The organism is Streptomyces barringtoniae (genome assembly GCF_020819595.1).
GTDB classification, from domain to species: domain Bacteria; phylum Actinomycetota; class Actinomycetes; order Streptomycetales; family Streptomycetaceae; genus Streptomyces; species Streptomyces barringtoniae.
In genome coordinates, this window is sequence record NZ_JAJHNP010000026.1 from 75,789 (window position 1) to 100,980 (window position 25,192).

The window sequence follows — 25,192 nt, forward strand, 5'->3', positions numbered from 1 at the left end:
ACCCGGCGGAGCTGCGGTACGCGTGAGCGCGAAGTACGCGTGAGACGGACGGCTCCGGGGGCACAGGGGTCTCCCGGAGCCGGTTCGCGTCCTCCGCTCGGGCAGGTACGCGAAGGCCCGGATCGCCGTCAGGCAGAGATGCCGTCGATCCGGGCCATGGCGTCGTCCGCGCCGTACGGCTGCAAATAAGGCAGCCAGCGCGGGTCCCTGTGCCCGGTGCCGATGATGCGCCAGGCCAGCCCGCTCGGCGGCGCCGGTTTGTGCCGCAGTCGCCACCCCAGCTCGACGAGGTGACGGTCGGCCTTCACGTGGTTGCAGCGGCGGCAGGAGGCCACCACGTTGTCCCAGACGTGCTTGCCCCCGCGACTGCGCGGGATGACGTGGTCGACGCTGGTTGCGACGCCACCGCAGTACATGCACCGGCCCCCGTCGCGCGCGAAGAGCGCACGCCGGGTGAGTGGAACGGGCCCCCGATAGGGAACCCGGACGAATCGCTTGAGCCGGACCACGCTGGGTGCGGGGACTGTGACGGTTGCGCTGTGCATATAGGCGCCGGATTCCTCGAGGGAGACGGCCTTGTTCTCCAGGACGAGGACGAGCGCGCGGCGGAGCGGTACGACGCCGAGCGGCTCGTACGACGCGTTGAGGACCAGGACATGCGGCACGGGTGCCTCCTTGGGCGTCGGCGGCGCGTGGCTCGCGCCGGGACGATCTGCAGTCAGTCTCCCCTCATGCCTGGTGGAAGCGCCACCATGTCCCGGTAACGGGCTGGGAGTGTTTTCGACCACACCGGATACTTCCCCCGGATCATGGCCCGTTCAAGCCGGCGTGAGTCCCGTCTCTCCTGCGCCCCTCCTTGGCGGATCCGCGCGATACCCACACAATGCCCCGTTAGTGTGGTGGCCCTGTCCGTCCGGTGACCTTTTCGTGACCTTGAAGACCTTGACCGCCCACCGGCACGGACCGCGCAGCACCTGGAGGTATCTGCCGTGTCGTCCTTGCCCGCCGTCCTCTTGGCCGCCGGTGCGTCGCCGACCCCGTCCCCCTCTCAGTCCGGAACGGCACCGGCCGTGCCGTCGCTGCAGGACGCCCAGCAGAGCGCGACGAACGCGGCGAGCTGGGTCGAGCAGAACTGGTCGACCTGGCTCGCGATGGGACTGCAGATCCTGCTGATCGTGGTGATAGCCGTGGCGCTGCGCGCGATGGTGCGGCGGGCGATCACCAAGCTGATAGACCGGATGGGCCGCACCGCGCAGGCCGTGGACGGCACCGCGCTGGGCGGGCTGCTGGTCAACGCCGAGCGGCGCCGACAGCGATCGGCGGCGATCGGCTCGGTGCTGCGGTCGGTGGCGAGCTTCCTGATCCTCGGTACGGCCGCGCTGATGGTGCTGTCCACCTTCAAGATCAACCTGGCGCCGCTGCTGGCGTCGGCCGGTGTGGCGGGCGTGGCGATCGGTTTCGGCGCCCGGAACCTGGTCACCGACTTCCTCTCCGGCGTGTTCATGATCCTGGAGGACCAGTACGGCGTCGGTGACGTGGTCGACGCGGGCGTGGCCACCGGCGAGGTGATCGAGGTCGGGCTGCGCGTGACCAAGCTGCGCGGTGCCGACGGCGAGATCTGGTACGTCCGCAACGGCGAGGTCAAGCGGATCGGCAACCTCTCCCAGGGCTGGGCCACGGCGGGCGTGGACGTCACCGTCAAGACCTCCGAGGACCTGGACCGGGTCAAGGCCACGCTGGACGACGTCGCCGAGCACATGAGCAAGGAAGAGCCCTGGAACGAGCTGCTGTGGGGCCCGATCGAGGTCCTCGGCCTGGACTCGGTGCTGATCGACTCCATGGTGGTGCGGGTCTCGGCCAAGACCATGCCCGGCAAGGCGCTGACGGTCGAACGCGAGCTGCGCTGGCGGATCAAGCGCGCCTTCGACCAGGCGAGCATCCGCATCGTGGGCGGCGCGACGTCGGTCGAGGACGCGCAGGACACCCCCGACCCCGCGGCCTCGGTGGCGGCGCCGTCGGTCTTCGCCAACACGGACTCGCCGCAGGCGGCCGCGACGACACCGATCGCTCCGCAGCGGGCGACACCTCCGGGCAAGTAACTGCCGCGAGCGGAACGGTTCAGCACACTCGTTCGAGTGAACAGATGGGGCATCCCGGCGTGCAGTGCGCAGGGGGTGCCCCATCGTTCTGCCGGAGCGCCCGAAGCGGGCCCAGCCTGGCATCAGCGCGACAAGGAGAACCAGCGATGAGCGCCGAACCGGTCATGGAGCACAGCAGTGGCGCCGTCAGGCTCGCTGTCCACTTCCACACCGCCGGAATCGACCCGGCGGGCATGGGCATGGGCTTCCATGCCGCCCACAAAGACAGCAGCACGATGGCTCGACTGAGCCCCGAGAGCATCCGGCCCCCGAGGTAACGACTCCGTTTCCTCGGGGGCGGTGTCTATTGACGCCCTCTTCGTCCTGGGCTTACGTTCCTCGCACGCCGATAGGAAGGTTTCCTAACAGTGATCTTCCCGCGTCCGGTGATCAAGGCTGGACGCCATGACCGGGTCACTGAAAAGCTGGGCGGCTGGAAAGGCAGGTGTCGACCCCATGGCAGGAACCGCCGGTACGCCGGGCACCCCGCGCGTGCTGCGCGCCATGAACGACCGCGCCGCCCTGGACCTCCTGCTGGAGCACGGGCCGCTGTCGCGCACCCGGATCGGGAAGCTCACCGGCCTGTCCAAGCCCACCGCCTCCCAGCTGCTGGCCCGCCTGGAGGCGGCCGGACTGGTCCGGGTCACCGGCACCAGCGAGGGCCGGCCGGGCCCCAACGCCCAGCTGTACGCCGTCAACCCCGCGGCCGCGCACGCCGCCGGGCTCGATGTGACCCCGGAGCGGATCCGCGCCGCCGTCGCCGACGTCACCGGCCGGACGGTGGGTGAGTACGAGCTGCCCACTCCCGGGCGGCGGCCCGCCCGACCCGTCGTACAGCAGGTGACCGACGCGCTCGACGGCGCCGTCAAGGCCGCCGGGCTCGCCCGGTCCGACGTGCACCGGCTGGTCATCGGCACCCCGGGCGCCTTCGACCCCAACACCGGGCGGCTGCGCTACGCCTCCCACCTGCCCGGCTGGCACTCCCCCTCCCTGCTCGACGAGCTCGCCGCCGCCCTGCCGATGCCGGTGGAGTACGAGAACGACGTCAACCTCGTCGCCCTGGCCGAACAGCGGCTCGGGGCGGCCAAGGGGCACGCGGACTTCGTGCTGCTGTGGAACCAGGAAGGCCTCGGCGCCGCCCTGGTCCTCGGCGGCCGGCTGCACCGCGGCTGGACCGGCGGCGCCGGCGAGGTCGGCTTCCTGCCGGTGCCGGGCACCCCCCTGGTCCGGCAGGTGACCAAGGCCAACAGCGGTGGCTACCAGGAGCTGGCCGGCTCCCAGGCCGTACCGAAGCTGGCCCGGGAACTCGGCATCGAAGACGTGCCGTCGGGGTCGTACACCGAGGTCGCCGCCGAGCTCGTGGCCCGGGGCGCCGACCACGCCTCCGGCCCCTACCGGGAACTGCTCCAGACCTACGCGACCCGGCTCGCCACCGGTCTCGCCTCGCTCGTCTCCGTCCTCGACCCCGAACTCGTCGTCCTCAGCGGCTCCGCGCTGACGGCCGGCGGCGAGGTGCTGCGCGCCCTCGTCCAGGCCGAGCTGGAGGAGCTGGCCGCTGCCCGCCCCCGGCTGGTCGTCGGCGACGTCCACGAACACCCCGTTCTGCGCGGCGCGTTGGAGTCCGCGCTCGTGACCACCCGCGACGAGGTCTTCGACACCTCGCGCTGACCCCGGCAGCACCTCCTCTTCCCGTTCGCCCGTCCCTGGGAGACCTCGCCATGCCCACAGCCATACCCGAAGTCGCCCGAAAAGCGGCTTTCGCCCTGACCGCCTCCGCCCTGCTCCTCACCGCGACCGCCTGTACCGGGCAGTCGGGCTCCGGTGCCACGGACGACGCCTCGAAGGACACCACGATCAACTTCTGGCACGCCTGGAGCGCGCCGAACGAGGTGCAGGCCGTCAAGTCCCTGGTCGCCGGCTTCGAGAAGGCGCACCCCAACATCCACGTGAACATCGTCGGCAACATGACCGACGACAAGATCAACCAGGCGCTGCGTTCGGGTGGTGACAGGGCACCGGACGTGATCTCCTCGTTCACCACCAACAATGTGGGCAAGTTCTGTTCCTCGGGTGCGCTGGTCGACCTCAACCCCTTCTTCAGGAAGTCCGGCATCGACCCCGGGAAGACGTTCCCGAAGCCGATGAACGAATACACCCAGTTCGACGGCAACCGCTGCACCGCGCCGCTGCTCGGTGACGCGTACGGGCTCTACTACAACAAGACGGCGTTCCAGAAGGCCGGTATCGCGAATCCGCCGAAGACCTGGTCCGAGTTCGAGGCGGACGCCAAGAAGCTGACCATCACCCAGGGCGACGGCTACAAGCAGCTCGGATTCATGCCGGACTACCACGGCTGGGAGACCACCACCGAGCACTACTTCGCGCAGTTCTCACCGACGTACTTCGGCAAGGACGGAAAGTCGGACGTCGCCACGGACCCGGCGTTCGAGAAGGGCTTCGCACTCCAGAAGCGGCTCGTGGACGAACTCGGTGGATTCCAGAAACTGGAGAGGTTCCGTTCGACCCTCGGTGACGAATGGGGCCCCAAGCACCCCTTCCACACCGGTCAGGTCGCCATGCAGCTCGACGGCGAATGGCGGCTCGGGATGGCCGAACAGGCCAAGCCGAAGTTCGAGATCGGGGTCGCCCCGCTGCCCGTGCCCGACGACCAGGCGGCACAGTACGGCAAGGGCTACATCACCGGGACCATCGCGGGCATCGCCGCCACCAGCCACAAGCAGAACGCGGCCTGGGAATTCGTCAAGTACATCACCACGAACACGGACGCGGTGGTCGGCTTCGCCAACGACATCCACAACGTCCCCTCCACGCTGGCCGCGCTGAAGTCCCCGAAGCTGAAGTACGACCCGCGCTTCAAGACGTTCCTCGACATCGCCGCGAATCCGGCCTCCACCACCAGTCCCGCCTCGATCAACGGCGGCGTGTACCTGGTGACGATCCAGCAGTTCGGTTACGACTACGAAAGCGGCAAGGCCACCGATCTGAAGGCCGGTCTGAAGAAGACGGCCGCGCAGATCGACACGGACATCGCGCAGGCGAAGTAGCCGATGAGTACGGTCACTCTGGCGTCGAAGCGCCGCCGGTCGGCGCTCAGGACCCTCGCCTTCATGTCGCCCTGGCTGATCGGCTTCGCGGTCTTCTTCGCGTATCCGCTGATCTCGACGGTCTATTTCTCCTTCATGCACTACGACGGCTTCCGGCCGCCGACGTGGAGCGGCGGGAAGAACTGGCGTTACGTCTTCGAGCACTACCCGCTCTTCTGGCCGGCCCTGCGCAACACGCTGTGGCTGGTGCTGGTGATGGTGTCGTTGCGGGTCGTCTTCGGGCTCGGCATCGGCCTGCTCATCACGAAGATGAAGACGGGCACGGGGGTCTTCCGCACCCTCTTCTACCTGCCGTACCTGGCCCCGCCCGTCGCCGCGACCATGGCCTTCGCCTTCCTGCTCAACCCCGGTACGGGCCCGGTCAACTCGATCCTGCAGAAGGTGGGCATCCCGGCGCCCGGCTGGTTCAACGACCCCACCTGGTCCAAGCCGGCCCTGACCCTGCTGGCGCTGTGGGGCATCGGCGACCTCATGGTCATCTTCATGGCGGCCCTGCTGGACGTGCCGACCGAGCAGTACGAGGCGGCCGAACTGGACGGGGCCTCGGCCTGGCAGCGGTTCAGGTACGTCACCCTGCCGAACATCTCCCCGATCGTGATGTTCTCGGTCGTCACCGGCGTGATACAGACCATGCAGTACTACACCCAGCCGCTGATCGCCGGGAAGGTCGCCTCCGGGGTGATCCAGGGCGCGGGCACCCAGTTCGAGCCCGGCTACCCGGACAAGTCCACGCTCACCCTCCCCCAGCTCGTCTACAACCTCGGCTTCCAGCGCTTCGACTACGGCTCGGCCTGTGTGGTGGCGCTGGTGCTGTTCGCCCTGTCGATGGTGTTCACCGGGTTCCTGATGCGGCGCCGGGGCGGTCTCATCCAGGCAGGTGACTGACCATGACCCAAGTACTGGACAAGCCGGTGAAGCTGGGGACACCGCCCTCGGCCGCCGAGCGCACCGCCCGGCGCAGGACGCTGTTCGAATGGATCGCGATCCACTCCCTCGGTGTCGCCGCCGCGCTGTTCTTCACCCTGCCGTTCGTGTTCGTCTTCCTGACCTCGCTGATGAGCGACACCCAGGCACTCAGCCGCGACCTGATCCCGCACACCTGGGAGTGGGGCAACTACCGGAAGGTCTTCGACACACCCGGCTTCCTCACCTGGTGGAAGAACACCCTGATCTACGCCGGCCTCGGCACCGTCCTGACCGTGGTGTCGTCCATCCCGGTGGCGTACGCGCTCGCCAAGTTCCGCTTCCGGGGCCGGAACCTGTCCCTGATGCTGGTCATCTCGATGATGATGCTGCCCCCGCAGGTGGTCATCATCCCGATGTACCTGTTCTGGGCGAAGCAGCTGGACCTGTCCGGCACGCTGTGGCCGCTGATCATCCCGATGGCGTTCGGCGACGCGTTCTCCATCTTCCTGCTGCGCCAGTTCCTGATGACCATCCCGAACGAGTACCTGGACGCCGCGAGGGTGGACGGCTGCGGAGACCTCAGGACCCTGCTGAAGGTCGTCCTGCCCATGGCCAGGCCGGGGATCGCGGCCGTCGCCCTCTTCCAGTTCTTCTACGCCTGGAACGACTACTTCGGCCCGCAGATCTACGCGTCCGAGAACCCCGGCGCCTGGACCCTGAGTTACGGCCTGGAGTCCTTCAAGGGCGCCCACCACACCGACTGGAACCTCACGATGGCCGCGACCGTGCTGGTCATGGCCCCTGTGATCCTCGTGTTCTTCTTCGCCCAGAAGGCGTTCGTCGAGGGCGTCACGCTCACCGGAGTGAAGGGTTAACCACGACATGAAACTCACCGTGGTCGGCGGAGGCTCGACCTACACCCCCGAACTCATCGACGGCTTCGCACGCCTCAGGGACACCCTGCCCATCGAGGAACTCGTCCTCGTGGACCCGGCCGCGGAGCGCCTGGAGCTGGTGGGCGGGCTGGCCCGGCGGATCTTCGCCCGGCAGGGTCATCCCGGCCGGATCGTCACCACCGCCGACCTGGACGCGGGCGTGGACGGCGCCGACGCCGTGCTGCTCCAGCTGCGCATCGGCGGCCAGGCGGCCCGTGAGCAGGACGAGACCTGGCCGCTGGAGTGCGGCTGCGTCGGCCAGGAGACCACCGGCGCGGGCGGCCTGGCCAAGGCGCTGCGCACGGTCCCGGTCGTCCTGGACATCGCCGAACGGGTCCGCCGTGCCAACCCGCGCGCGTGGATCATCGACTTCACCAACCCCGTCGGCATCGTCACCCGCGCCCTGCTCCAGGCCGGACACCGGGCGGTCGGACTGTGCAACGTGGCGATCGGCTTCCAGCGGAAGTTCGCCGGGCTGCTGGGCGTGGCCCCGGCCGAGGTCCATCTCGCGCACGTGGGACTCAACCACCTCACCTGGGAGACGGGGGTACGGCTGGGCGGCCCGGAGGGCGAGAACGTCCTGCCCAAGCTGCTGGCCGAGCACGGTGAGTCGATCGCCGACGACCTGCATCTGCCGCGCCCCCTCCTGGACCGCCTGGGCGTGGTCCCCTCCTACTACCTGCGCTACTACTACGCCCACGACGAGGTCGTACGCGAACTGCGCACCAAGCCCTCCCGGGCGGCCGAAGTCGCCGCCATGGAGCGTGAGTTGCTGGCGATGTACGGCGACCCGGCCCTGGACGAGAAGCCGGCGCTGCTCGCCAAGCGCGGCGGCGCGTACTACTCGGAGGCGGCCGTGGACCTGGCGGCGGCCCTGCTGGGCGGAGGTGGCAGCCCCTACCAGGTGGTGAACGCGTTCAACAAGGGCACGCTGCCCTTCCTCCCCGACGACGCGGTGATCGAGGTCCAGGCCGCGGTCGGCCCGGCCGGTCCGGCCCCGCTGCCGGTGCCGGAGCCGGACCCCCTGTTCGCCGGCCTGATCGCGAACGTGACGGCGTACGAGGACCTGGCCCTGGAGGCGGCGCTGCGCGGCGGCCGCGACCGCGTCTTCCGCGCCCTGCTCGCCCATCCGCTGATCGGGCAGCACGCGTACGCCGACGCCCTCACCGACCAGCTGATCGCACACAACCGGGAGCACCTCGCGTGGGCCTGACCCAGACCGTCCTCGCCATCGACGCCGGAAACAGCAAGACCGACGTGGCCGTGGTCACCGCCGCCGGGGAGGTGCTGGCCACCGCCCGCGGCGGCGGTTTCCGCCCGCCCGCGGTGGGGGTGAGGGCGGCGGTGGACGCGCTGGCCGAACCGGTGGGGCGCGCCTTCGCGGACGCCGGCGTCACGTCCGTCTCGCATGTCTCGGCGTGCCTGGCCAACGCCGATCTGCCCGTCGAGGAGGAGCAGTTGGCGACGGCGCTCCAGGCGCGCGGCTGGGGCGCGTCGGTGGAGGTGCGCAACGACACCTTCGCGATCCTGCGTGCGGGAGTCGCCGAGCCGCGCGGGGTGGCCGTGGTGTGCGGGGCCGGGATCAACTGCGTCGGCATGCGCCCCGACGGCCGTACCGCGCGCTTTCCGGCCATCGGCCGGATCTCCGGTGACTGGGGCGGGGGCTGGGGCCTGGCGGAGGAGGCGCTGTGGTTCGCCGCCCGCGCGGAGGACGGCCGGGGCGGGCCGACGGCCCTCGCCCGCACCCTGCCCGGCCACTTCGGCCTGACGACGATGTACGCGCTGATCGAGGCGCTGCACCTGGAGCACGTCGGCCACGACCGCCGGCACGAGCTGACCCCGGTGCTCTTCGCGACGGCCGCCGAGGGCGATGCGGTGGCCCGCTCGATCGTCGCCCGGCTCGCGGAGGAGGTCGCGGTGATGGCCACGGTGGCGCTGACGCGCCTGGACCTGCTCGACGAGGAGACGCCGGTCCTGCTGGGCGGCAGCGTGCTGACCGCCGGCCACGCCCTGCTCGACGACGGCATCCGCGACCTGCTGACCGCCCGCGCGCCCAAGGCCGACGTCCGCGTGGTCACGGCGAGCCCGGTCCTGGGCGCGGCCCTGCTGGGCCTGGACCGCCTGGGCGCGGGCCCGCAGGCGCGGGAGCGGGCGCGGGGGCACTGGGAGCGGCCCTGAGGACCGGGACCCGTCCTCCGGCCGGCGAGGGTGGGGCAGGGCAGAGCGGCGGGGTACGTCAGCCGAAGTGGAGGTCGCCCTCGATGGTGCCGGTCTGGATGACGGGGCCGCGGATGTCGCCTCCGCTGATGGTGTTGTGCACGGAGGTGCCCGGTTCCGTGGAGTGTTCTGCCGCCGCCATCAGGGCGCGCAGCCCGGCCTGCGCCGCCGGATCCTCTCGGAGCAGGAGCAGCAGCCGCGCCTGCCACCGGGACTCGATCTCGGCAAGGGCCGCCCGGTCACCGCTGTCCGCGGCGGCGACGACCGCGGCGCGGGCCTCTTCCAGCTCCGCGTCCGCCGCCCGCGCCTCGTCGGCCCGCCCACGCCCGAACAGGGCCCGCGCCCGGCTCCTGGCCGTGGCCCATGCGTCGCCCGCCATCAGCTGGACCAGGGTCGTCGCCCCGGACATGGCCAGCGCAGTCAGTTCGGCCTCCACGCCGCCTCCCTTCGTGTCGCCGCTTCCCGCCGTTCCCGGCGCGAACTCCCGGGTGTTCCAGCCTACTTGGAGCACACCGGCGACGCGGGCTATCGTGCTCGGCCAGGAGACGGCGGAGGTGCGCGAGACGTGGGGCGAGCCGGGGGGAGCGGCCACGACGTGCACAACACCTTCCACGGTGACGCGGAGACCGTCATTCAGGCCGGTTCCATCGGCCGCGTCCACCTCTACGGGATTCCCTTCCAGCTGACGCCCCTGTCCCGCTGGGCGTTTCTGCGGCGCTGCGCGGTCACGGCGGCCCTGGTGGCTTCCGGCGGCTTCCTGCTCAGCACGGGGCTCACCGCCTCGACCGGCCGGAAGGCACCCTGGCTGGTCGTCACGGGGCTCGCGCTGCTGATGACGGCGCACTCGGTGGGATGGGTGACCTGGCAGTGCCGGCAGCTGTCCCGCGGCCGCTACGAGAACGCGCTGCGGGCCACGGTCAACGGCGTGCTCGCCGGACTCGCCCGGGAACAGACCGCGCGGTGGCGCGACGAGGCGATCGCCCGCCGCGTCCAGGGACCGCGGCTGCTGCCCGTGCTGTGCCGGACCGCCGAGCGCGCCCTGTTCGACCACTGGTCCGCCATCCGTACCGGCGAACGCAGCGACGAGCCCCTGCCCCTCGACGGGGATGTCACGGAGATCGACCGGCTCTACGGCCTGGTGCCGTCCGGACGGCTGGTGATCCTGGGCGAGCCGGGCGCGGGCAAGAGCGTCGCGGCGCTCCGGCTCGGCCTGCGGTTGCTCGAGCGACGGCAGCCGGCCGACCGGGTTCCCGTGATCCTCCCCCTCGCCTCCTGGAACCCGGCCGACACCGGCCTGTGGCGGTGGGCCGCGCGGCGACTCGCCACCGAACACCCCGAACTGGCGGCACCGACCGGCTTCGGCACCACGCTGGCCGAGGAGGTCGCCCGCCCCGAGCGGCTCCTGCTGATCCTCGAAGGCCTCGACGAAATGCCGGCCGAACGGCGGTCCGTGGCCCTGCGCACGCTCAACGAGAGCCTGGACGAACACACCCACCTGATCCTCACCAGCCGCACCGAGCAGTACCGGAACGCGGTGCGCCGGGCCGACGTACTCAGCGGCGCGGCGGCAGTGACACTCCGGCCGCTGACCGTGCGGGAGCTGAGCCAGTACCTGAGGACCAGCACCCGGCGGACGCGGTCGGACGGCACCCCGCTGTGGGAACCCGTGCTCGCCCGTATGCGCGACGGCGACGATCCGCACGCCCTGCGGCTGCGCGCCGTACTGTCGTCGCCGCTGATGCTCGGGCTGGCTCTGGCCGTGTACGGCGAGACGGCCGCAGACCCGGCGGAACTCCTGGACACGGCCGCGTTCCCGACCCGGGCCAGGATCGAGAAACACCTCATCGCCCGGCTGGTCCCGGCCGTCTACACGCCGCCGCCCGATGTGGGGAAACCACCCCGCTGGCGCGCGGAGGACGCCGAACGCCACCTGAGCCGGCTGGCCCGGGACGCCGCCCGGCACGGCGCTCCCGGCGGCGAACTCGCCTGGTGGCGCTGGTATCCCGGACAGGCGAAGGCCGCTACGGCGGTGGCCGTCACGCTGGTCTACGGCGCGGCGGTGGCCCTCACCGCAGCGCTGCCGCCGCACGGAACGATCCGGTGGTGGGGCATGACGCTGCCGCCCTGGGCCGCGCTGGCCGTGCTCGGCGTGCTTCCCCTCCTCGTCGCCCTGGTGGACGTCCACGCCACCGAGCCCGTCCCCGCACGTCTGCAACTGCGCCGGCGCATGCCCACCGTCCTCCGGCGCGCCGCCGCGAGCGCCGCCGGGGTCGGCTTCGCCTGGCTGACCGGCATCCCCACCGAGAAAGACCCCTACCCGGCCGGCTTCCCGGTCCCCGTGGCGATCGCGTTGGGGGTGCTGTTCGTCGTCCGTGCGGCACCCAGCATGCCGACCGACGTGGCGTCGGCCACTCCCCGCTCCCTGCTGCGGGCCGACCGGGTGTCCACCCTGACCCTGGCGGTCAACCACTCGGTGACCGGGCCACGCCGGTGGTGCCTGGAAGCGGTGGTGCTGTTCCCCGTCCTCATCCTCGACACCTGGAGCGACCACGCGGGAGCCGAGGTGACGGGCCCGGCGGCGTGGGCCACCCTGCTCTCGGGCGTCCTTGCCATCACCGTCGTGCACGGGATCACCAACACGGCATGGGGCCGCCACGCCGCCGGGCGCGTCGTCCTGGCGGCCACCGGCCGGCTGCCCTGGCGGACGATGGCCTTCCTGGAGGACGCCCACGCGCGCGGGGTGCTGCGCCAGTCCGGCGGGGTGTTCCAGTTCCGCCACGCGCGGTTGCAGGAGCACCTGCTCGGCGAAGCACCACCCGCACGGGACGGCGGGGTCCGCGCCCGCCCGCACCCGCGTGCCGTACGGCTGCTGCGCCGGTGGCCCGCTCCCCTGCTGGCGGGCGTGGTGCTGGCCGTCGGCAGCGCCACCGTCCCGGCGTCCGTCAGCCAGGTCCGCCGGCCTGCCGGCCCCTATGCCGTCCCTGCGCCGGCCTGCTCGCTCCTCGACGGGCCGACGGTCACCTCGGCCCTGCACGGAGCTCCGGTACGCGACCGTGCGGCGCGGAACATGGGTGGCCTCTATGCGCCGTGGCCCCGCGACGACGACGGGTGGTGCAGCTGGCACACCGAGGCCAACGCCTCGAGACTGGCGCTGGCCACCGACGCGGAGACGCCGACGCCCGACAGGAGCGGCGCCGAGATCGCGAAGGACGTGTTCGCCGGGCTGACGACCGGGCCGGGTACCCGGGCCCACGCCGATCCCTCGGCCACCCCCTGCGACTGGCGGCACGAGCACGTCGAGCCGGGATCCGGCGAAGCCACGGCCCGCGCCGTTCTCCTCTGCCGGAACGTCCTGTTCGAGATCGACTACGACGCCCCGGCGGGTGAGCCCTCCGACCCGGCGGAACCGATGCAACGCCTGCTGCGCCTCGCCGTGCGCGAAGGACTTCGTACCCGCGCCGGTACCTCGCCCTGATCACGGAACCGATCCGCCGCAACCGGCGTGTTCATCGACAAGGGGTGGTGCGCCGCGCGGTGCGCGCCGTCGGGCACGCTGCGATCCGATCAAGATCCAGTGAAGGCCGGTGCGGATGTCGGTCCGGGCGGTGATACTGGGCGGCGAACGGATGACCATGGGGGAGGTCGAGTGACACACCCGCCGAAGAGCACGGCAGCGCCACCGGTGGCGGGCCCCGGCCTGCCCGCCGCCCCCGGCATCCCCGCACAGCCCTCCCGCCCGGCCCGCACCGGCTCCCCCGCGCCGTCGGCCCGGCGGACCGCGTTCGCCGAGGGGGTCGACCGGCTGCGGGACGCGACGACCACCGAGCCGGGGCGGCTGCGGATCATCGGGGCCGTACTGGCGCTGCTGGTCGTGGCGTTCGGCGCGGCCACCGCCTGGCAGGCCAGTGAGCGGGCGGCCGCCGCCGACGACGTGCTGCACCGCAGCCAGCCGCTCAGTTCAGGCGCGGCGGACATCTACCGGTCGCTGGCCGACGCCAACACCGCCGCCTCCAGCGGGTTCCTGGCCGGCGGTCAGGAGACGGCGGCGTCCCGGGACCGGTACGAGAAGGACATCCGGACGGCCGCCGCGGGCCTGGTGACGGCCGCCGCGAACGCCGAGCCGGGCTCCGCCTCCGAGACGACCATCGCCAGGCTGAACACGCTGCTGCCCGAGTACAAGGGGCTCATCGAGCGGGCGCGGACCTACAACCGGCAGGGCTATCCGGTCGGCGGCGCGTATCTGCGCTACGCCAACGAGAAGATGCAGAAGGAGATGCTCCCGGCGGCGGAGGATCTCTACACCAAGGAGAACCAGCGGCTGGCCGCCGACTACGGCGACGCCACACCGTATCCGTGGGTCGCCATCGCGCTCGGTGTGCTCTCGCTCGCCGGGCTCGGCTGGGCCCAGAACCGCACCTACCGGCGCACCAACCGCGTCCTCAACCACGGCCTGGTCGCCGCCTCCGCCGCCACGACCGTCGCCCTGCTGTGGCTGGTCGTCGGGCACGCGGTGGCCCGCTCGGAGCTGAACGGCTCCTACGACCACGGCATCCGCTCGCTGACCGTCCTGCACGACGCCCGGATCGCGTCCCTGAAGGCACGCGGCAACGAGAACCTGAGCCTGGTGGCGCGCGGCGCCGAGACCGTCACGGTCGACGGGCAGACGTACGACGCGTACTACCACGACTTCGACAAGGACATGACCACCCTCGGCACGGGCCTGGCCCGGGCGGCGAAACTCGCCGACGACCAGGGCGGCAGCACACCGGTGAAGGCGGCCGAGGGCAACATGGCGGTGTGGAAACAGCGCCACACCGCCGCCCGCACCGAGGACGAGAACGGCAACTACCAGCAGGCGCTGGACAAGGTGATCGGCGCCAAGGGCGCCACCGGCGAGTGCTTCGACAGCGTCGACGCCAACCTCGCCCGGGCCATCGACCACGAGCAGGCCGAGTTCCAGCGGGCCGCCGGCGACGGCCGGGACGCCATGGCCGGGCTGCCGGTCGGCGCGGCCGTGCTCGCGGTGCTCGGCGCGGCCGGCGCGCTGCTCGGCATCGGCCGCAGGCTTTCGGAGTACCGGTGACAGGGGGCATGACGATGTACGCGGCGCGTGTACGGGCCTCCCTGCGGGGCTGGGGCGGGGTCGGCGCGATGGCGGTGCTGTGCGCGCTGGCGCTGGCGTTCGTCCTGCTGCTGCCCTGCACCCAGCAGGCGCCGCGGCACCGTCCGGAGCGGGCCGCTCAGGCCGTTGCCAGCGGTGTGCAGGCCCGCGCCACGGACTGCACGCCCTCCGGGGCGCAGGACCAGACCCTCTCGCCGTCCGGCGCGGACGGCCCGACCATCGACGCGATCAAGGCCCGTACGGGCGCCAAGCGCAAGCTGATCGTCGGCGTGGACCAGAACAGCTACCACTGGGGCTACCGCAACCCCAACACCCAGGGCGCGGAGCTGGAGGGCTTCGACATCGACCTGGTGCACCGGATCGCGCAGGACATCCTCGGCGACCCGGACGCGGTGCAGTTCAAGGCGATCCCGACCAGCCAGCGGATCTCCGCGATACAGGACGGGCGGGTGGACATGGTCGTGCGGACCATGACCATCACCTGCGACCGGCTGTCCCAGGTGGCGTTCTCCGCCCCCTACTTCAAGACCGGGCAGCAGGTCCTCGCGCCCAAGTCGTCGTCCGTCACGGGCTACAACAGCACCCTGGCCCACAAGCGGATCTGCACGGCGGCCGGTTCGACGGCGTACACCAAGCTGGACGCCGACCGGAAGGACGGCACCCTGCCCGCCTCGGCGGACATCTCCGCCACCGTCCCGAACCAGCTCGACTGCCTGGTCAGGCTGCAACTCGGCGAGGTGGACGCGGTGGTGACCGACGGCGCGCTCGCCGCCAGCCAGGCCGCGCAGGACCCGACCGTCGAGCTGAAGGGCGCGGCGTTCACCACCGAGTACTACGGCGTGGCGATGAAGAAGGACGCCTCCGATCTGGTACGCCGGGTCAATCGCATTCTGGTGGGCTACCGCACCGGCGGCTGGCAGGCGTCGTACGACAAGTGGCTGTCGGCGACACTGGGGAAGGACTCGAGCGCGTCCAAGCCGCCCGCGCCGCAGTATCTGCGCACGAGTTGAGCCATGTCCGACCGGAAACCCGAAGCAGCGAGAGGTGATCGATGGGCGTCACGGACCCCGCCGGGCCGGTGATGGACCGGGACGAGGTGGACCGTGCGCTGGCGCGGCTCGGCCAGGAGCACGAGGCGATCGAGACCTCGCTGCTGGCACTGCAGGACCACGCGGGCCGCAGACTCCTCGAAGGCGCCGAACTGACCGGCGTCACCAAGGAACGCTGGCAGGCCACGGAGGCGCGGATCACCCTGCTGTGGGGGTACTTCGACGCCTACGCCGCCGCGCTGCGCTCCGCCCGGGAGATCCGCGCCCGGCGCCGCTGGTCCAGCCGTGAGGACCTGCTGGAGCTGACCGAGCTGCTGCGCGGCGAGGCCGTCACCGTGGCCGGGAACGGCACGCTCAGCGAGTCCTTCTCACTGTCCGGCCTGGTGGACCGGATGAACGAGCTGTACGCGACGAGCCTGGACCTGGTCGTCACCGCCGACGCGGTGTGGTCGGCGCTGCCCGCGCGGATCGATTTACTCGCCGCGGAACTCCAGCGCACCCGCAAGCTCGCGCACTCCGTCGGCGTGCGCCCCGGCGAGCACCCCGCCGGTGACGACCTGGAGCGGATCACGCGCACGCTGACCAAGCTGCGCGAGGACGTCGTCTCCGACCCGCTGGCGTTCTGGGTGCCGGCCGAGGGCAGTTCGGCGCCGGGCGGCGGCCGTCCGGACACCACGGTGTACGACCGTGAGGCGCGCGCCCTGGAGGACGTGCGCCGGGAGATCGACGCCGTGCTGACGGTCCGGCAGGACGCGGAGGCGCGGCTGATCCGGCTGCGGGACGTGCTCTCGCGCGCCGACCGCACGCTCGCCGAGGCCCGCACCGCGCGCGGCGAGGTGCTGGCGAAGATCGCGGCGACCGAGGTGCCGGTGGTCAGCGGCCCGCCGACCGTGCTCCAGGAGCAGCTGGCGACGGCGGCCGAGTACCGCAGGCAGGCGCAGTGGCACCGGCTCTCCCCGCTCCTGGATTCCCTGGAGCAGAAGGCGGAAGACGAACTGCTGCGGGCCCGCGAGTCGTTGACCGCGGTCACCGCGCCGCTCGCGGTGCGCGCCGAGCTGCGCGGCCGGCTCGACGCGTACAGGGCGAAGGTGGCCCGGCACGGGCTCGCGGAGGACCCGTTCCTGATCGAGCGGTACGACGCGGCCCGCCGGATGCTGTGGAGCGCGCCCTGTGACCTGCGGGTGGCCGAACAGGCCGTGCTGCGCTACCAGCAGCTGGCGGCCGAGCTGCTCGGCGGCGCGGGGGCGCCCGAGGACCGTAAGGGGGACCAGTCATGAGTCAGCCGGGGCAGACCTGTCAGCGGCCGGGCTGCGAGGGCTCGTACGAGGACGTCGGCGGCGGCGAGCTGTACTGCGACACCTGCGGCCTGGCACCGGTCGTCTCGGCTGGGGGTCCCCCCTCCGGGGGAGGGCTGATCGGTTCGCCGGCGACCGGGGTGACCAGGGGCGCTGCGGACAGCGGCAGTTCGCGCAACAGCTCACGCACGTCCTCGCAGTCGTCGAAGTCGCGCCGCTCGGTGTCCGGGCGGCTCTCGCGCTCGCTGTCGGGCCGCTCCAGCGGGCGTTCGGTGTCGGTGCGCAGCTCCGGCTCCTCCTCCGGCACCTCCACGCGCGGGCGGCTCGGCGCCGGTCTGGTGCACGTGCCGCAGGTACCGCGGCCCGACCCGCGCGCGATGGTGCTGGACAACCCGGAGGTGCCGGAGCGGAAGCGGTTCTGCTCGCGCTCGGACTGCGGGGCGCCGGTCGGCCGGGCCCGGGGGGAGCGGCCGGGCCGCACGGAGGGGTTCTGCACCAAGTGCGGGCACCCGTACTCCTTCGTGCCCAAACTGAAGGCCGGGGACATCGTGCACGGCCAGTACGAGGTCGTGGGCTGCCTCGCGCACGGCGGGCTCGGCTGGATCTACCTCGCCGTGGACCGTGCCGTCTCCGACCGGTGGGTGGTCCTCAAGGGCCTGCTGGACACCGGCGACCAGGACGCGATGGCCGCCGCCATCTCCGAGCGGCGGTTCCTCGCGGAGATCGAGCACGCCAACATCGTGCGGATCTACAACTTCGTGGAGCACCTGGACCAGCGCACCGGCTCCCTCGACGGCTACATCGTCATGGAGTACGTCGGCGGCAAGTCCCTGAAGGAGATCGCCAACGCCCGCCGTAGCCCGCAGGGCCGCCGGGACCCGCTGCCGGTGGAGCAGGCCTGCGCGTACGGCATCGAGGCGCTGGAGGCCCTCGGCCACCTGCACAGCCGTAACCTCCTCTACTGCGACTTCAAGGTCGACAACGCGATCCAGACCGAGGACCAGCTCAAGCTGATCGACATGGGCGCCGTGCGCCGCATGGACGACGACGAGTCGGCGATCTACGGCACGGTCGGATACCAGGCGCCCGAGGTCGCCGAGGCCGGCCCGTCGGTGGCGAGCGACCTGTACACGGTGGGCCGTACGCTCGCGGTGCTGACGTTCGACTTCCAGGGCTACACGAACGTCTACGTGGACTCCCTGCCCGACCCGGACACCATCGACGTCTTCCGCCGCTACGAGTCCTTCTACCGGCTCCTGGTCCGCGCCACCGACCCCGACCCGGCGCGCCGGTTCGCCTCCGCGCAGGAGATGGCCGAGCAGCTGACCGGCGTGCTGCGCGAGGTCGTCTCCCTGCAGAGCGGCCAGGCACGGCCCGCGCTGTCGACGCTGTTCGGCCCCGAAGTGCGGGTCGTCGACCGCGAGTTGTTCCCCCGGCTGGACGGTGATGTCTCGCTGCTGGGGGCGCGGGCGGCCCGGAGCCGGAAGCGGACGGCAGCCGGTGCGCCGGGGACGGCGACCGGTGCCGCCGGAGCCCTGGGCACGGCCGCCGGTCCCGGTCCCGCCGGTGCCCCTGCCCCGCTCCCGCCCGCGCTCGTCAAGCCCGTCGACGCCCCCGCCGGTGCGCTCGCCCTGCCGGTCCCGCTGGTCGATCCGGGTGACCCCAACGCTGGTTTCCTGGCCGGTCTGATGACCTCCGCGCCGGCCGAGCTGATCGCGGCCCTGGACGCGGCGCCGGTGCAGACCGTGGAGACGCGGCTCAGGCAGGTCCGCGCCCGGCTGGAGAGCGGTGACCACCAGGCCGCGCTGATGAGCCTGGCCAAGCTGGAGGAGGAACGGCCCGACGACTGGCGGGTGGTGTGGTACCGGGGCGTGGCCGCCCTGGTCACCGGCGACTTCGAGGGCGCCGCGCTCTCCTTCGACGCGATCTACGACGCCTTCCCCGGCGAGGCCCCGCCCAAGCTGGCGCTCGGCCTGTGCGCGGAGGTGCTCGGCCAGTTGGACAACGCGTCCGAGTACTACCACCTGGTGTGGGCGACCGACCCGAGCTATGTGAGCGCCGCCTTCGGGCTCGCCCGGGTGCAGCTCGCGGCCGGCCACCGGCACGGTGCCGTGCGGACCCTGGAGTCGGTGCCGGAGTCCTCCATCCACTACACGGCTGCCCGGGTCGCCGCCGTTCGGGCGCGGCTCAGACAGCGCACCGCCACCGCCGGTGACGTACCGTTCCTGGACGACCTGACGGCCGCCGCCGGGCAGGTCGAGGCGCTGGACGCGTACGGTCTGGACCCGGCGCGGCGCGAGCAGTTGTCGGCGGAAGTCCTCGGCTCGGCGCTGGACTGGATACTCTCCGGTGGCCAGGGCACCCAGCCCGCCGCCGGCGGACGGGTGCTGCTGGGCAGCGGTCTGGACGAGCGGGGCCTCCGCTTCGGCCTGGAGCGCGCCTACCGCACGCTGGCCCGGCTGGCGCCCGGCGGCGAGGAGAGGATCGAACTGGTGGAACGGGCCAACCGTTACCGCCCCCGGACGTGGGTGTAGTTGATGTCGCAGATGCCCCAGCAGGCCGCACTGCCGAAGTGCCCGAGCTGCGCGGAGCCCGTCGAGCCGGGTGACCTGTTCTGCGGAGCGTGCGGGTACGACCTCTCCGTCGTACCCGAGCCGCCGCAGGACCATCCGACGCTCACCATGAACGGCGCCTCGGGGGACGGCGTGGACTGGCCCGCCCCCGAGCCGGACCGCTCCGGCGCCCCGCAGGCGCCGCACCTGCCGGCCGACCTGCCCGGCACCGACTCCGGCGGCACCCCCCTGCCCGAACACGGGCCCGGCACGGACCCGCACGGCCACGGGTCCGCACCACAGCCGGCCGGTTCCGGGGTGCGTTTCGACCGGCCCGCCGAACCCGAGGAGTACCCGTTGCAGGCGCCGGACCCGCGCGTGGCCGACAACCCCGGGAACACTGCCGCGCCGGAGGAGCCCGCGCAGGTGTGCGTGGCCTGCCGGGCCGGCCGGGTGGACAGCGACGGCTACTGCGAGAACTGCGGGCACGCCCAGCCCCGCGAACGCGACCACGTGGAGCGGGAGTCGGGCCCGGTGGCCGCCGTCAGCGACCGGGGTCTGCGCCACCACCGCAACGAGGACGCCTTCGCCGTCGGCCACACCGCACTGCCCGACGGCACCCCGGCCGCCCTCGCGATCGTCTGCGACGGCGTGTCCTCCGCGACCCGCCCCGACGACGCGTCGACGGCCGCCTCCCAGGCGGCCGGTGACGCGCTGCTGGCGGCCCTGCCGCGCGGCACGCATCCGCAGACGGCCCTGCACGAGGCGATCGTCGCCGCCGCGCAGGCCGTCAACGCGCTCGCCGAGGAACCCGCCACGGCCCGCGAGCACGCCCCGCACCAGAACGCCCCGGCGTGCACGATCGTCGGCACGGTGGTCACCTCCGGGCTGCTGGTCGTCGGCTGGGTCGGCGACAGCCGCGTGTACTGGGTGCCGGACGACCGCAGCGCACCGGCGGCCCGGCTGACCGAGGACGACTCCTGGGCCGCGCAGATGGTCGCCGCCGGCCTGATGAGCGAGGCCGAGGCGTACGCCGACGAGCGCGCCCACGCGATCACCGGCTGGCTCGGCGCCGACGCCTACGAACTGGAGCCGCACACCGCGTCGTTCAAGCCGGACCGGTCCGGAGTCGTGGTGGTGTGCACCGACGGGCTGTGGAACTACGCCGAGACGGCCGAGGAGATGTCCGAGGTGGTGCCGGCGGACGCGGCCGAGCGCCCGCTGCACAGCGCCCGGGTGCTGGTCGGCCACGCCCTGGACGGCGGGGGCCACGACAACGTAACAGTGGCCGTCGTGCCGTTCCCGGCGCCGCCGCAGGGGGCAGGATCGGCCTGAGGGCCCGAGGTCTGGGGCCGCGGGCCGGAGGGGACCGGCCCGTTCACAGCCGTCGTCCTGCTTCGGCAGGGCGGTCAAGGGGGATTTGAGTTCGCATGGCCAATTTCGCGAAGTCGCATGTGCCGCAGTTCTCGATGGACGTCTATCAGAACGAGTACCTGCCGGAGGGCGGGCGCGAGGTCAACGCGATCGTCACGGTGACCTCGACCGGCGGCGGCACGGTCGGCAGCGCCGCGGCACCGCTGTACCCGCGCGGCCAGGGCCCGTCGGCCGCCGTGGCGCTCATGGTCGACTGCTCCGGTTCGATGGACTACCCGCCGACCAAGATGCGCAACGCCCGGGACGCCACGGCCGCCGCGATCGACACCCTGCGCGACGGCACGCACTTCGCGGTGATCGGTGGCACGCACGTGGCCAAGGAGGTCTATCCGGGCGGCGGACGGCTCGCGGTCGCCGACGCCGCCACCCGCGAACAGGCCAAGCAGGCGCTGCGACGGCTCAGCGCGGGCGGCGGCACGGCCATCGGCACCTGGCTGCGGCTCGCCGACCGGCTGCTGAACTCGGCGGACGTCACCATCCGGCACGGCATCCTGCTCACCGACGGCCGCAACGAGCACGAGTCGCCGGAGGAACTGAGGGCGGCGCTGGACGCGTGCGCCGGACGGTTCACCTGTGACGCGCGGGGCGTGGGCACCGACTGGGAAGTGAAAGAAGTCACAGGGATCGCCTCGGCGCTGCTCGGCACCGCCGACATCGTCGCCGACCCGGCCGGGCTCGCCGCCGACTTCACACAGATGATGGAGACGGCGATGGGCAAGGAGGTCGCCGACGTCTCCCTGCGGGTGTGGACGCCGGTCGGCACGACCATCCGGTTCGTCAAGCAAGTCGCGCCCACCGTCGAGGACTTGACCGCCCGCCGCACCGAGGCCGGGCCGCGCGCCGGGGACTACCCGACCGGGTCCTGGGGCGACGAGTCCCGCGACTACCACCTGTGCGTCGAGGTCCCGGCGGCCGGCCTCGGCCAGGAGATGCTCGCCGCCCGGGTCTCGCTGGTCGTGCCACAAGCGGACGGGTCGGTACAGAACCTCGGCGCGCAGGGCCTCGTACGGGCGGTGTGGACCGACGACATGGTGGCCTCCACCTCGATCAACCCCCAAGTCGCCCACTACACCGGGCAGGCCGAACTGGCACAAGCCATCAAGCAAGGCCTCGATCTTCGTAAAGCGGGTGATTTCGATGGCGCAACGGCCAAACTGGGGCGTGCCGTTCAGCTCGCGAACGCCTCCGGGAACGCCGATACTGCGAAACTGCTTGCGAAGGTGGTGGACGTGGTCGATGCCGCGACAGGTACTGTGCGGTTGAAGACGAAGGTCGCAGAGGCGGATGAGATGACTCTGGAGACCAGGTCCACAAAGACTGTTCGTGTAAAGAAGTGACCCAGTAGGACATCCGGAGAAGGGGAAGCACCGACATGGCGACCTGCCCGAACGGACACCAGTCGGGTTCCGACGACTGGTGCGAGGTGTGCGGTCACCGCATGGCCGGTGCCGTACCGCCGCCCCCGCCGCCGCCCCCGCCCGCGGGCGGTTACGGCTTCCCGCCCCCGCAGGGCAACCAGGCCGGCGCACGCCCGCCGGCCGCGTCGGCCCCGGAGCCGGAGATGTGCCCGCAGTGCCGTACGCCCCGCGAGGGCGGCGCTCCCTTCTGCGAGGAGTGCCGGTGGAACTTCCTGACCAACACGGCCACCTCGTACACCCCGGCTGCGCCGCGCGCGCCGCAGCCGCGGTTCCAGCCGCCGAGCGCGACGTACGGCGGCAATGACGGGTACGAGTACCAGGGCTCGCGGCCCTCGCAGATGAACCGGCCCGCCGAGCCGATCCCGTCCTTCGGCAGCGAGCCGTCGGGCCCGACGCCGTTCGCCGGTGAGCGGGGCCCGTCGGGCCCGCCGACCTCGCCCGGTCCGGGCGGTCCGGGCGGTCCGGGTGCCTTCGGTGGCCCGAGCCAGGGCGGCCCGGGTTCGGGTGCTCCGTCCGGTTTCGGCGGCGGTCAGGGCCAGGGTCCCGGCGGCCCCGGCGGTCCCTCCGGCTTCGGCGGCGGCCCCGGTCAGCCTCAGGGCCCGGGGGCCGGCGGTCCCTTCGGCCGTGAGCCCTCCGGCCCCGGCGATCCCTTCGGCCGTGGCCCCTCCGGCCCCGGCGACTCCTTCGGCCGTGAACCCTCGGGTCCGGGTGGCCCCACTCCCCCCGGCCCGCCCCAGGGCGGTCCCTCCGGCTTCGGCGGCGACCCCTCGCGTCCGGTACCGCCGCCGCCCCCCGGTGCCGGTCCCGGCGGTGCCCCGCAGGCGTACCAGCAGTCCGGCCCGCCCGCGCCGCCCGCGTTCCCGCGGGAGACCGGCCGGCCCCCGGTCGGCGGTCCGCCCGGGAGCGGCGGTGGGCAGCCGGCCGCTCCCCCGCCCCCCGGCCCCTCCTTCGGCGGTGACGACGACTGGGTGATCTCCCCGCCGTCGGCCGGCGGCCCGCAGAGCGGACAGGCCGGCGGCGGTTACGGCTACCCGCCGGTGCCGCCGCAGCGGGCCACCTGGACGGCGACCGTCGGCCCGGACCGTGACTACTTCATGGCGATGATGCAGCGCTCGGGTCCCGAGGCCGCGGGCCTGAACCTGCCCGCGTACTCGCCCGAGCAGCAGCGCACGCTCAGCGGCAACCAGGTCACCATCGGCCGCCGCCGGCACTCCACCGGCGACACCCCCGACATCGACCTGTCGGTGCCGCCGGAGGACCCGGGCGTCTCGCACCAGCACGCGGTGCTGGTGCAGCAGCCGGACGGCAGCTGGGCGGTCGTCGACCAGAACTCGACCAACGGCACCACGGTCAACATGTCCGAGGAACCGATCCAGCCGTTCGTGCCGGTTCCGCTGCAGGACGGCGACCGGGTGCACGTGGGCGCCTGGACGACGATCACCGTCCGCCGGGCCTGAGCGACACCGGGACGGTCACGGGAGGGGCCAGGCGTACGGCCCCTCCGGCTCGTCCAGCCACGCCCAGGCGTGCTCGCCGTCGACCGTGACGCCGTACCGCTCACGCTCCGGCATGCCCTCGCGCTCCCACAGCGGGCAGGCCTCCTGCGGGTCGAGGGTGCCCCGGGTCAGCGCGAGCAGGAAGCGGAACGTCTCCTGCGCGCGGGCCCGGCCCGGCAGCCCGGCGAGCGACACGCCCTCCGGCTCCGGCCTGACCCCGCCGCGCAGCGGCACGAAGTACGCGGGCGTGGACAGGAAACGGCCCTCGCCGTGGGTCGCGTCCCGCACCGTCAGCGCGAGCAGGCCGGTGGCCAGCGGCGTGAGGATGCGGGCGCCGGCGCGGCACTGGGCGAGCCACGCGCGCGGGACCGTGGGCAGCTCGCAGGTGGCGATGATCCGGTCGAACGGGGCGCGTTCGGGCACGCCGCGCGCGCCGTCGCCGGTGACGACGGCCGGACGGAATCCGGCCGCTTCCAGGTGCCTGCGGGCCGACTCGGTGATCTCCGGTTCCAGATCGACGGTGGTGACGAGGTCGTCGTCGCCGAGCCGGTGGGCGAGCAGGGCCGCGTTGTAGCCGGTGCCGGCTCCCACCTCCAGGACCCGGTCTCCGTCCTCGACCTCCAGCGCGGCCAGCATCCGCGCCATCAGGGAGGGCTGGCTGCTGGAGGAGACCAGCTCGCCGTCGCGCAGCCGGGTGGCCAGCGGAACGTCCTCGTAGACGCCGCGCACCCACCGCTCGCGGGCCCGCGGGTCGGGGCTCTCGCCCCAGCGGCGCTCGTGGCCGCGCGGTCCGGCGACGTAGTAGTACGGCACGAACAGGTGCCGGGGCACCGCCGCGAACGCCTCCCGCCACACCGGGTCCCCGGCCCAGGCCCCCTCGGCGTCGATCTCCCGCACCAGCGCGTCCCGCGCGGCGGCGGCCAGGCGGTCGGTCTCGGCGTCGTAGGCACCCATGGGTCCACAGTAGGGGCGAGCGGGGTTCCGGCAGGGCCGGGCCGCGGGGGTCCTAGGCCTCGGGTCCTGGGTCACCCGGTCTGAGACCATGGACGGGTGAATGAGATTCGGCGCGGCACGCTGCAGGAGCAGACCTTCTACGAGCAGGTCGGCGGGGAGGACACCTTCCGCCGGCTGGTCCACCGTTTCTACGAGGGAGTGGCCGAGGACCCGGAGCTGCGGGCGATGTACCCGGAGGAGGACCTGGGCCCGGCCGAGGAGCGGCTGACCCTGTTCCTGATGCAGTACTGGGGCGGCCCCACCACCTACAGCGAGAACCGCGGCCATCCCCGGCTGCGCATGCGGCACGCCCCGTTCACGGTGGACCGGGCGGCGCACGACGCCTGGCTGCGGCACATGCGGGTCGCCGTCGAGGAACTCGGGCTGTCCGAGGAGCACGAGACGACGCTGTGGAACTACCTGACGTACGCCGCCGCATCGATGATCAACACCCCGGAGTGACGAGCCCCGGAGTGACGAACAGCCGTCGCTGAACGCCGGACTCCGGTCGT

20 protein-coding genes are annotated in these 25,192 nt (G+C 72.5%); 17 read left to right on the top strand and 3 right to left on the bottom strand.

The features are described from left to right. Positions 1-128 precede the first annotated feature (128 nt). Positions 129-665, bottom strand: a complete 537-nt coding sequence (locus LMU33_RS35360) for an HNH endonuclease (protein WP_228625160.1) — start codon at positions 663-665, stop codon at positions 129-131. A 324-nt stretch (positions 666-989) separates the two neighbouring features. Between LMU33_RS35360 and LMU33_RS35365 the strand changes: the two genes are divergently transcribed. The 8 genes from LMU33_RS35365 (at position 990) to LMU33_RS35400 (ending at position 9,282) form a co-directional block, all read left to right on the top strand. Next, positions 990-2,099 carry a mechanosensitive ion channel family protein gene (locus LMU33_RS35365; protein WP_228625162.1) on the top strand — a complete coding sequence of 370 codons (1,110 nt, stop codon included), beginning with the start codon at positions 990-992 and terminating at the stop codon, positions 2,097-2,099. A 146-nt stretch (positions 2,100-2,245) separates the two neighbouring features. Next, entirely contained in the window at positions 2,246-2,416 is a 171-nt protein-coding gene (locus LMU33_RS35370; protein ID WP_228625164.1) for a hypothetical protein, read from the top strand. A gap of 178 nt (positions 2,417-2,594) precedes the next feature. Continuing rightward, on the top strand, positions 2,595-3,806 hold the full coding sequence (locus tag LMU33_RS35375) for an ROK family transcriptional regulator (RefSeq protein WP_228625165.1): 1,212 nt from the start codon (positions 2,595-2,597) through the stop codon (positions 3,804-3,806). Between the two features lie 50 nt (positions 3,807-3,856). Continuing rightward, a complete protein-coding gene (locus LMU33_RS35380; protein ID WP_228625167.1) occupies positions 3,857-5,203 on the top strand; it encodes an ABC transporter substrate-binding protein in 1,347 nt (448 codons plus the stop codon). A 3-nt stretch (positions 5,204-5,206) separates the two neighbouring features. Continuing rightward, entirely contained in the window at positions 5,207-6,148 is a 942-nt protein-coding gene (locus LMU33_RS35385; protein WP_228625169.1) for a carbohydrate ABC transporter permease, read from the top strand. 2 nt (positions 6,149-6,150) lie between these two features. Further along, complete coding sequence (locus tag LMU33_RS35390) at positions 6,151-7,044, top strand: carbohydrate ABC transporter permease (RefSeq protein ID WP_228625171.1); 894 nt, start codon at positions 6,151-6,153, stop codon at positions 7,042-7,044. A gap of 7 nt (positions 7,045-7,051) precedes the next feature. Next, positions 7,052-8,317, top strand: coding sequence for a 6-phospho-beta-glucosidase (locus LMU33_RS35395; protein ID WP_228625173.1), 1,266 nt, complete (start codon positions 7,052-7,054; stop codon positions 8,315-8,317). Further along, complete coding sequence (locus tag LMU33_RS35400) at positions 8,308-9,282, top strand: N-acetylglucosamine kinase (protein WP_228625175.1); 975 nt, start codon at positions 8,308-8,310, stop codon at positions 9,280-9,282. The genes LMU33_RS35395 and LMU33_RS35400 overlap by 10 nt, the downstream gene beginning before the upstream one ends. A gap of 58 nt (positions 9,283-9,340) precedes the next feature. On the opposite strand, the gene LMU33_RS35405 is transcribed toward LMU33_RS35400, so the two are convergent. After that, the gene (locus LMU33_RS35405; protein ID WP_228625177.1) at positions 9,341-9,913 is read right to left on the bottom strand and encodes a hypothetical protein; all 573 of its coding nucleotides are present in this window, start codon (positions 9,911-9,913) and stop codon (positions 9,341-9,343) included. 3 nt (positions 9,914-9,916) lie between these two features. Between LMU33_RS35405 and LMU33_RS35410 the strand changes: the two genes are divergently transcribed. The 8 genes from LMU33_RS35410 to LMU33_RS35445 all read left to right on the top strand — a co-directional run bounded on the left by LMU33_RS35410 (position 9,917) and on the right by LMU33_RS35445 (position 23,648). Beyond that, positions 9,917-12,796, top strand: coding sequence for an NACHT domain-containing protein (locus tag LMU33_RS35410; protein ID WP_228625179.1), 2,880 nt, complete (start codon positions 9,917-9,919; stop codon positions 12,794-12,796). Between the two features lie 171 nt (positions 12,797-12,967). Continuing rightward, a complete protein-coding gene (locus tag LMU33_RS35415) occupies positions 12,968-14,404 on the top strand; it encodes a GlnX family signal transduction membrane protein (protein ID WP_372478117.1) in 1,437 nt (478 codons plus the stop codon). Between the two features lie 14 nt (positions 14,405-14,418). Continuing rightward, positions 14,419-15,453 (top strand): glutamate ABC transporter substrate-binding protein, encoded by a 1,035-nt coding sequence (locus tag LMU33_RS35420; RefSeq protein WP_228625263.1) that lies wholly within the window; start codon positions 14,419-14,421, stop codon positions 15,451-15,453. A gap of 41 nt (positions 15,454-15,494) precedes the next feature. Beyond that, positions 15,495-16,769 carry a hypothetical protein gene (locus tag LMU33_RS35425; RefSeq protein ID WP_228625181.1) on the top strand — a complete coding sequence of 425 codons (1,275 nt, stop codon included), beginning with the start codon at positions 15,495-15,497 and terminating at the stop codon, positions 16,767-16,769. Further along, a complete protein-coding gene (locus tag LMU33_RS35430) occupies positions 16,766-19,321 on the top strand; it encodes a serine/threonine-protein kinase (protein WP_228625182.1) in 2,556 nt (851 codons plus the stop codon). Before LMU33_RS35425 ends, LMU33_RS35430 begins: the two co-directional genes overlap by 4 nt. A 3-nt stretch (positions 19,322-19,324) precedes the next feature. Further along, entirely contained in the window at positions 19,325-20,674 is a 1,350-nt protein-coding gene (locus tag LMU33_RS35435; protein ID WP_228625184.1) for a PP2C family protein-serine/threonine phosphatase, read from the top strand. Positions 20,675-20,769: 95 nt separating this feature from the next. Then, on the top strand, positions 20,770-22,110 hold the full coding sequence (locus LMU33_RS35440) for a vWA domain-containing protein (protein ID WP_228625186.1): 1,341 nt from the start codon (positions 20,770-20,772) through the stop codon (positions 22,108-22,110). Between the two features lie 35 nt (positions 22,111-22,145). Continuing rightward, a complete protein-coding gene (locus LMU33_RS35445) occupies positions 22,146-23,648 on the top strand; it encodes an FHA domain-containing protein (RefSeq protein ID WP_228625188.1) in 1,503 nt (500 codons plus the stop codon). A 15-nt stretch (positions 23,649-23,663) separates the two neighbouring features. Here the strand turns inward: LMU33_RS35445 and LMU33_RS35450 are convergent, their stop codons facing one another. Then, positions 23,664-24,641 (bottom strand): methyltransferase domain-containing protein, encoded by a 978-nt coding sequence (locus LMU33_RS35450; RefSeq protein WP_228625190.1) that lies wholly within the window; start codon positions 24,639-24,641, stop codon positions 23,664-23,666. A gap of 96 nt (positions 24,642-24,737) precedes the next feature. Here LMU33_RS35450 and LMU33_RS35455 point away from each other — a divergent pair, with 96 nt between their 5' ends. Next, positions 24,738-25,142: a globin gene (locus LMU33_RS35455; protein WP_228625192.1), complete on the top strand. Its 405-nt coding sequence runs from the start codon at positions 24,738-24,740 to the stop codon at positions 25,140-25,142. Positions 25,143-25,192 lie beyond the last annotated feature (50 nt).

Excerpts from the sequence above, each read along its gene's own strand:
- LMU33_RS35370 (WP_228625164.1), top strand. The coding sequence starts at position 2,246 with ATGAGCGCCGAACCGGTCATGGAGCACAGCAGTGGCGCCGTCAGGCTC.
- LMU33_RS35440 (WP_228625186.1), top strand. The coding sequence starts at position 20,770 with ATGGCCAATTTCGCGAAGTCGCATGTGCCGCAGTTCTCGATGGACGTC.
- LMU33_RS35425 (WP_228625181.1), top strand. The coding sequence starts at position 15,495 with ATGGGCGTCACGGACCCCGCCGGGCCGGTGATGGACCGGGACGAGGTG.
- LMU33_RS35450 (WP_228625190.1), bottom strand. The coding sequence starts at position 24,641 with ATGGGTGCCTACGACGCCGAGACCGACCGCCTGGCCGCCGCCGCGCGG.
- LMU33_RS35390 (WP_228625171.1), top strand. The coding sequence starts at position 6,151 with ATGACCCAAGTACTGGACAAGCCGGTGAAGCTGGGGACACCGCCCTCG.
- LMU33_RS35445 (WP_228625188.1), top strand. The coding sequence starts at position 22,146 with ATGGCGACCTGCCCGAACGGACACCAGTCGGGTTCCGACGACTGGTGC.
- LMU33_RS35375 (WP_228625165.1), top strand. The coding sequence starts at position 2,595 with ATGGCAGGAACCGCCGGTACGCCGGGCACCCCGCGCGTGCTGCGCGCC.
- LMU33_RS35435 (WP_228625184.1), top strand. The coding sequence starts at position 19,325 with ATGTCGCAGATGCCCCAGCAGGCCGCACTGCCGAAGTGCCCGAGCTGC.
- LMU33_RS35395 (WP_228625173.1), top strand. The coding sequence starts at position 7,052 with ATGAAACTCACCGTGGTCGGCGGAGGCTCGACCTACACCCCCGAACTC.
- LMU33_RS35380 (WP_228625167.1), top strand. The coding sequence starts at position 3,857 with ATGCCCACAGCCATACCCGAAGTCGCCCGAAAAGCGGCTTTCGCCCTG.
- LMU33_RS35420 (WP_228625263.1), top strand. The coding sequence starts at position 14,419 with ATGTACGCGGCGCGTGTACGGGCCTCCCTGCGGGGCTGGGGCGGGGTC.
- LMU33_RS35385 (WP_228625169.1), top strand. The coding sequence starts at position 5,207 with ATGAGTACGGTCACTCTGGCGTCGAAGCGCCGCCGGTCGGCGCTCAGG.
- LMU33_RS35430 (WP_228625182.1), top strand. The coding sequence starts at position 16,766 with ATGAGTCAGCCGGGGCAGACCTGTCAGCGGCCGGGCTGCGAGGGCTCG.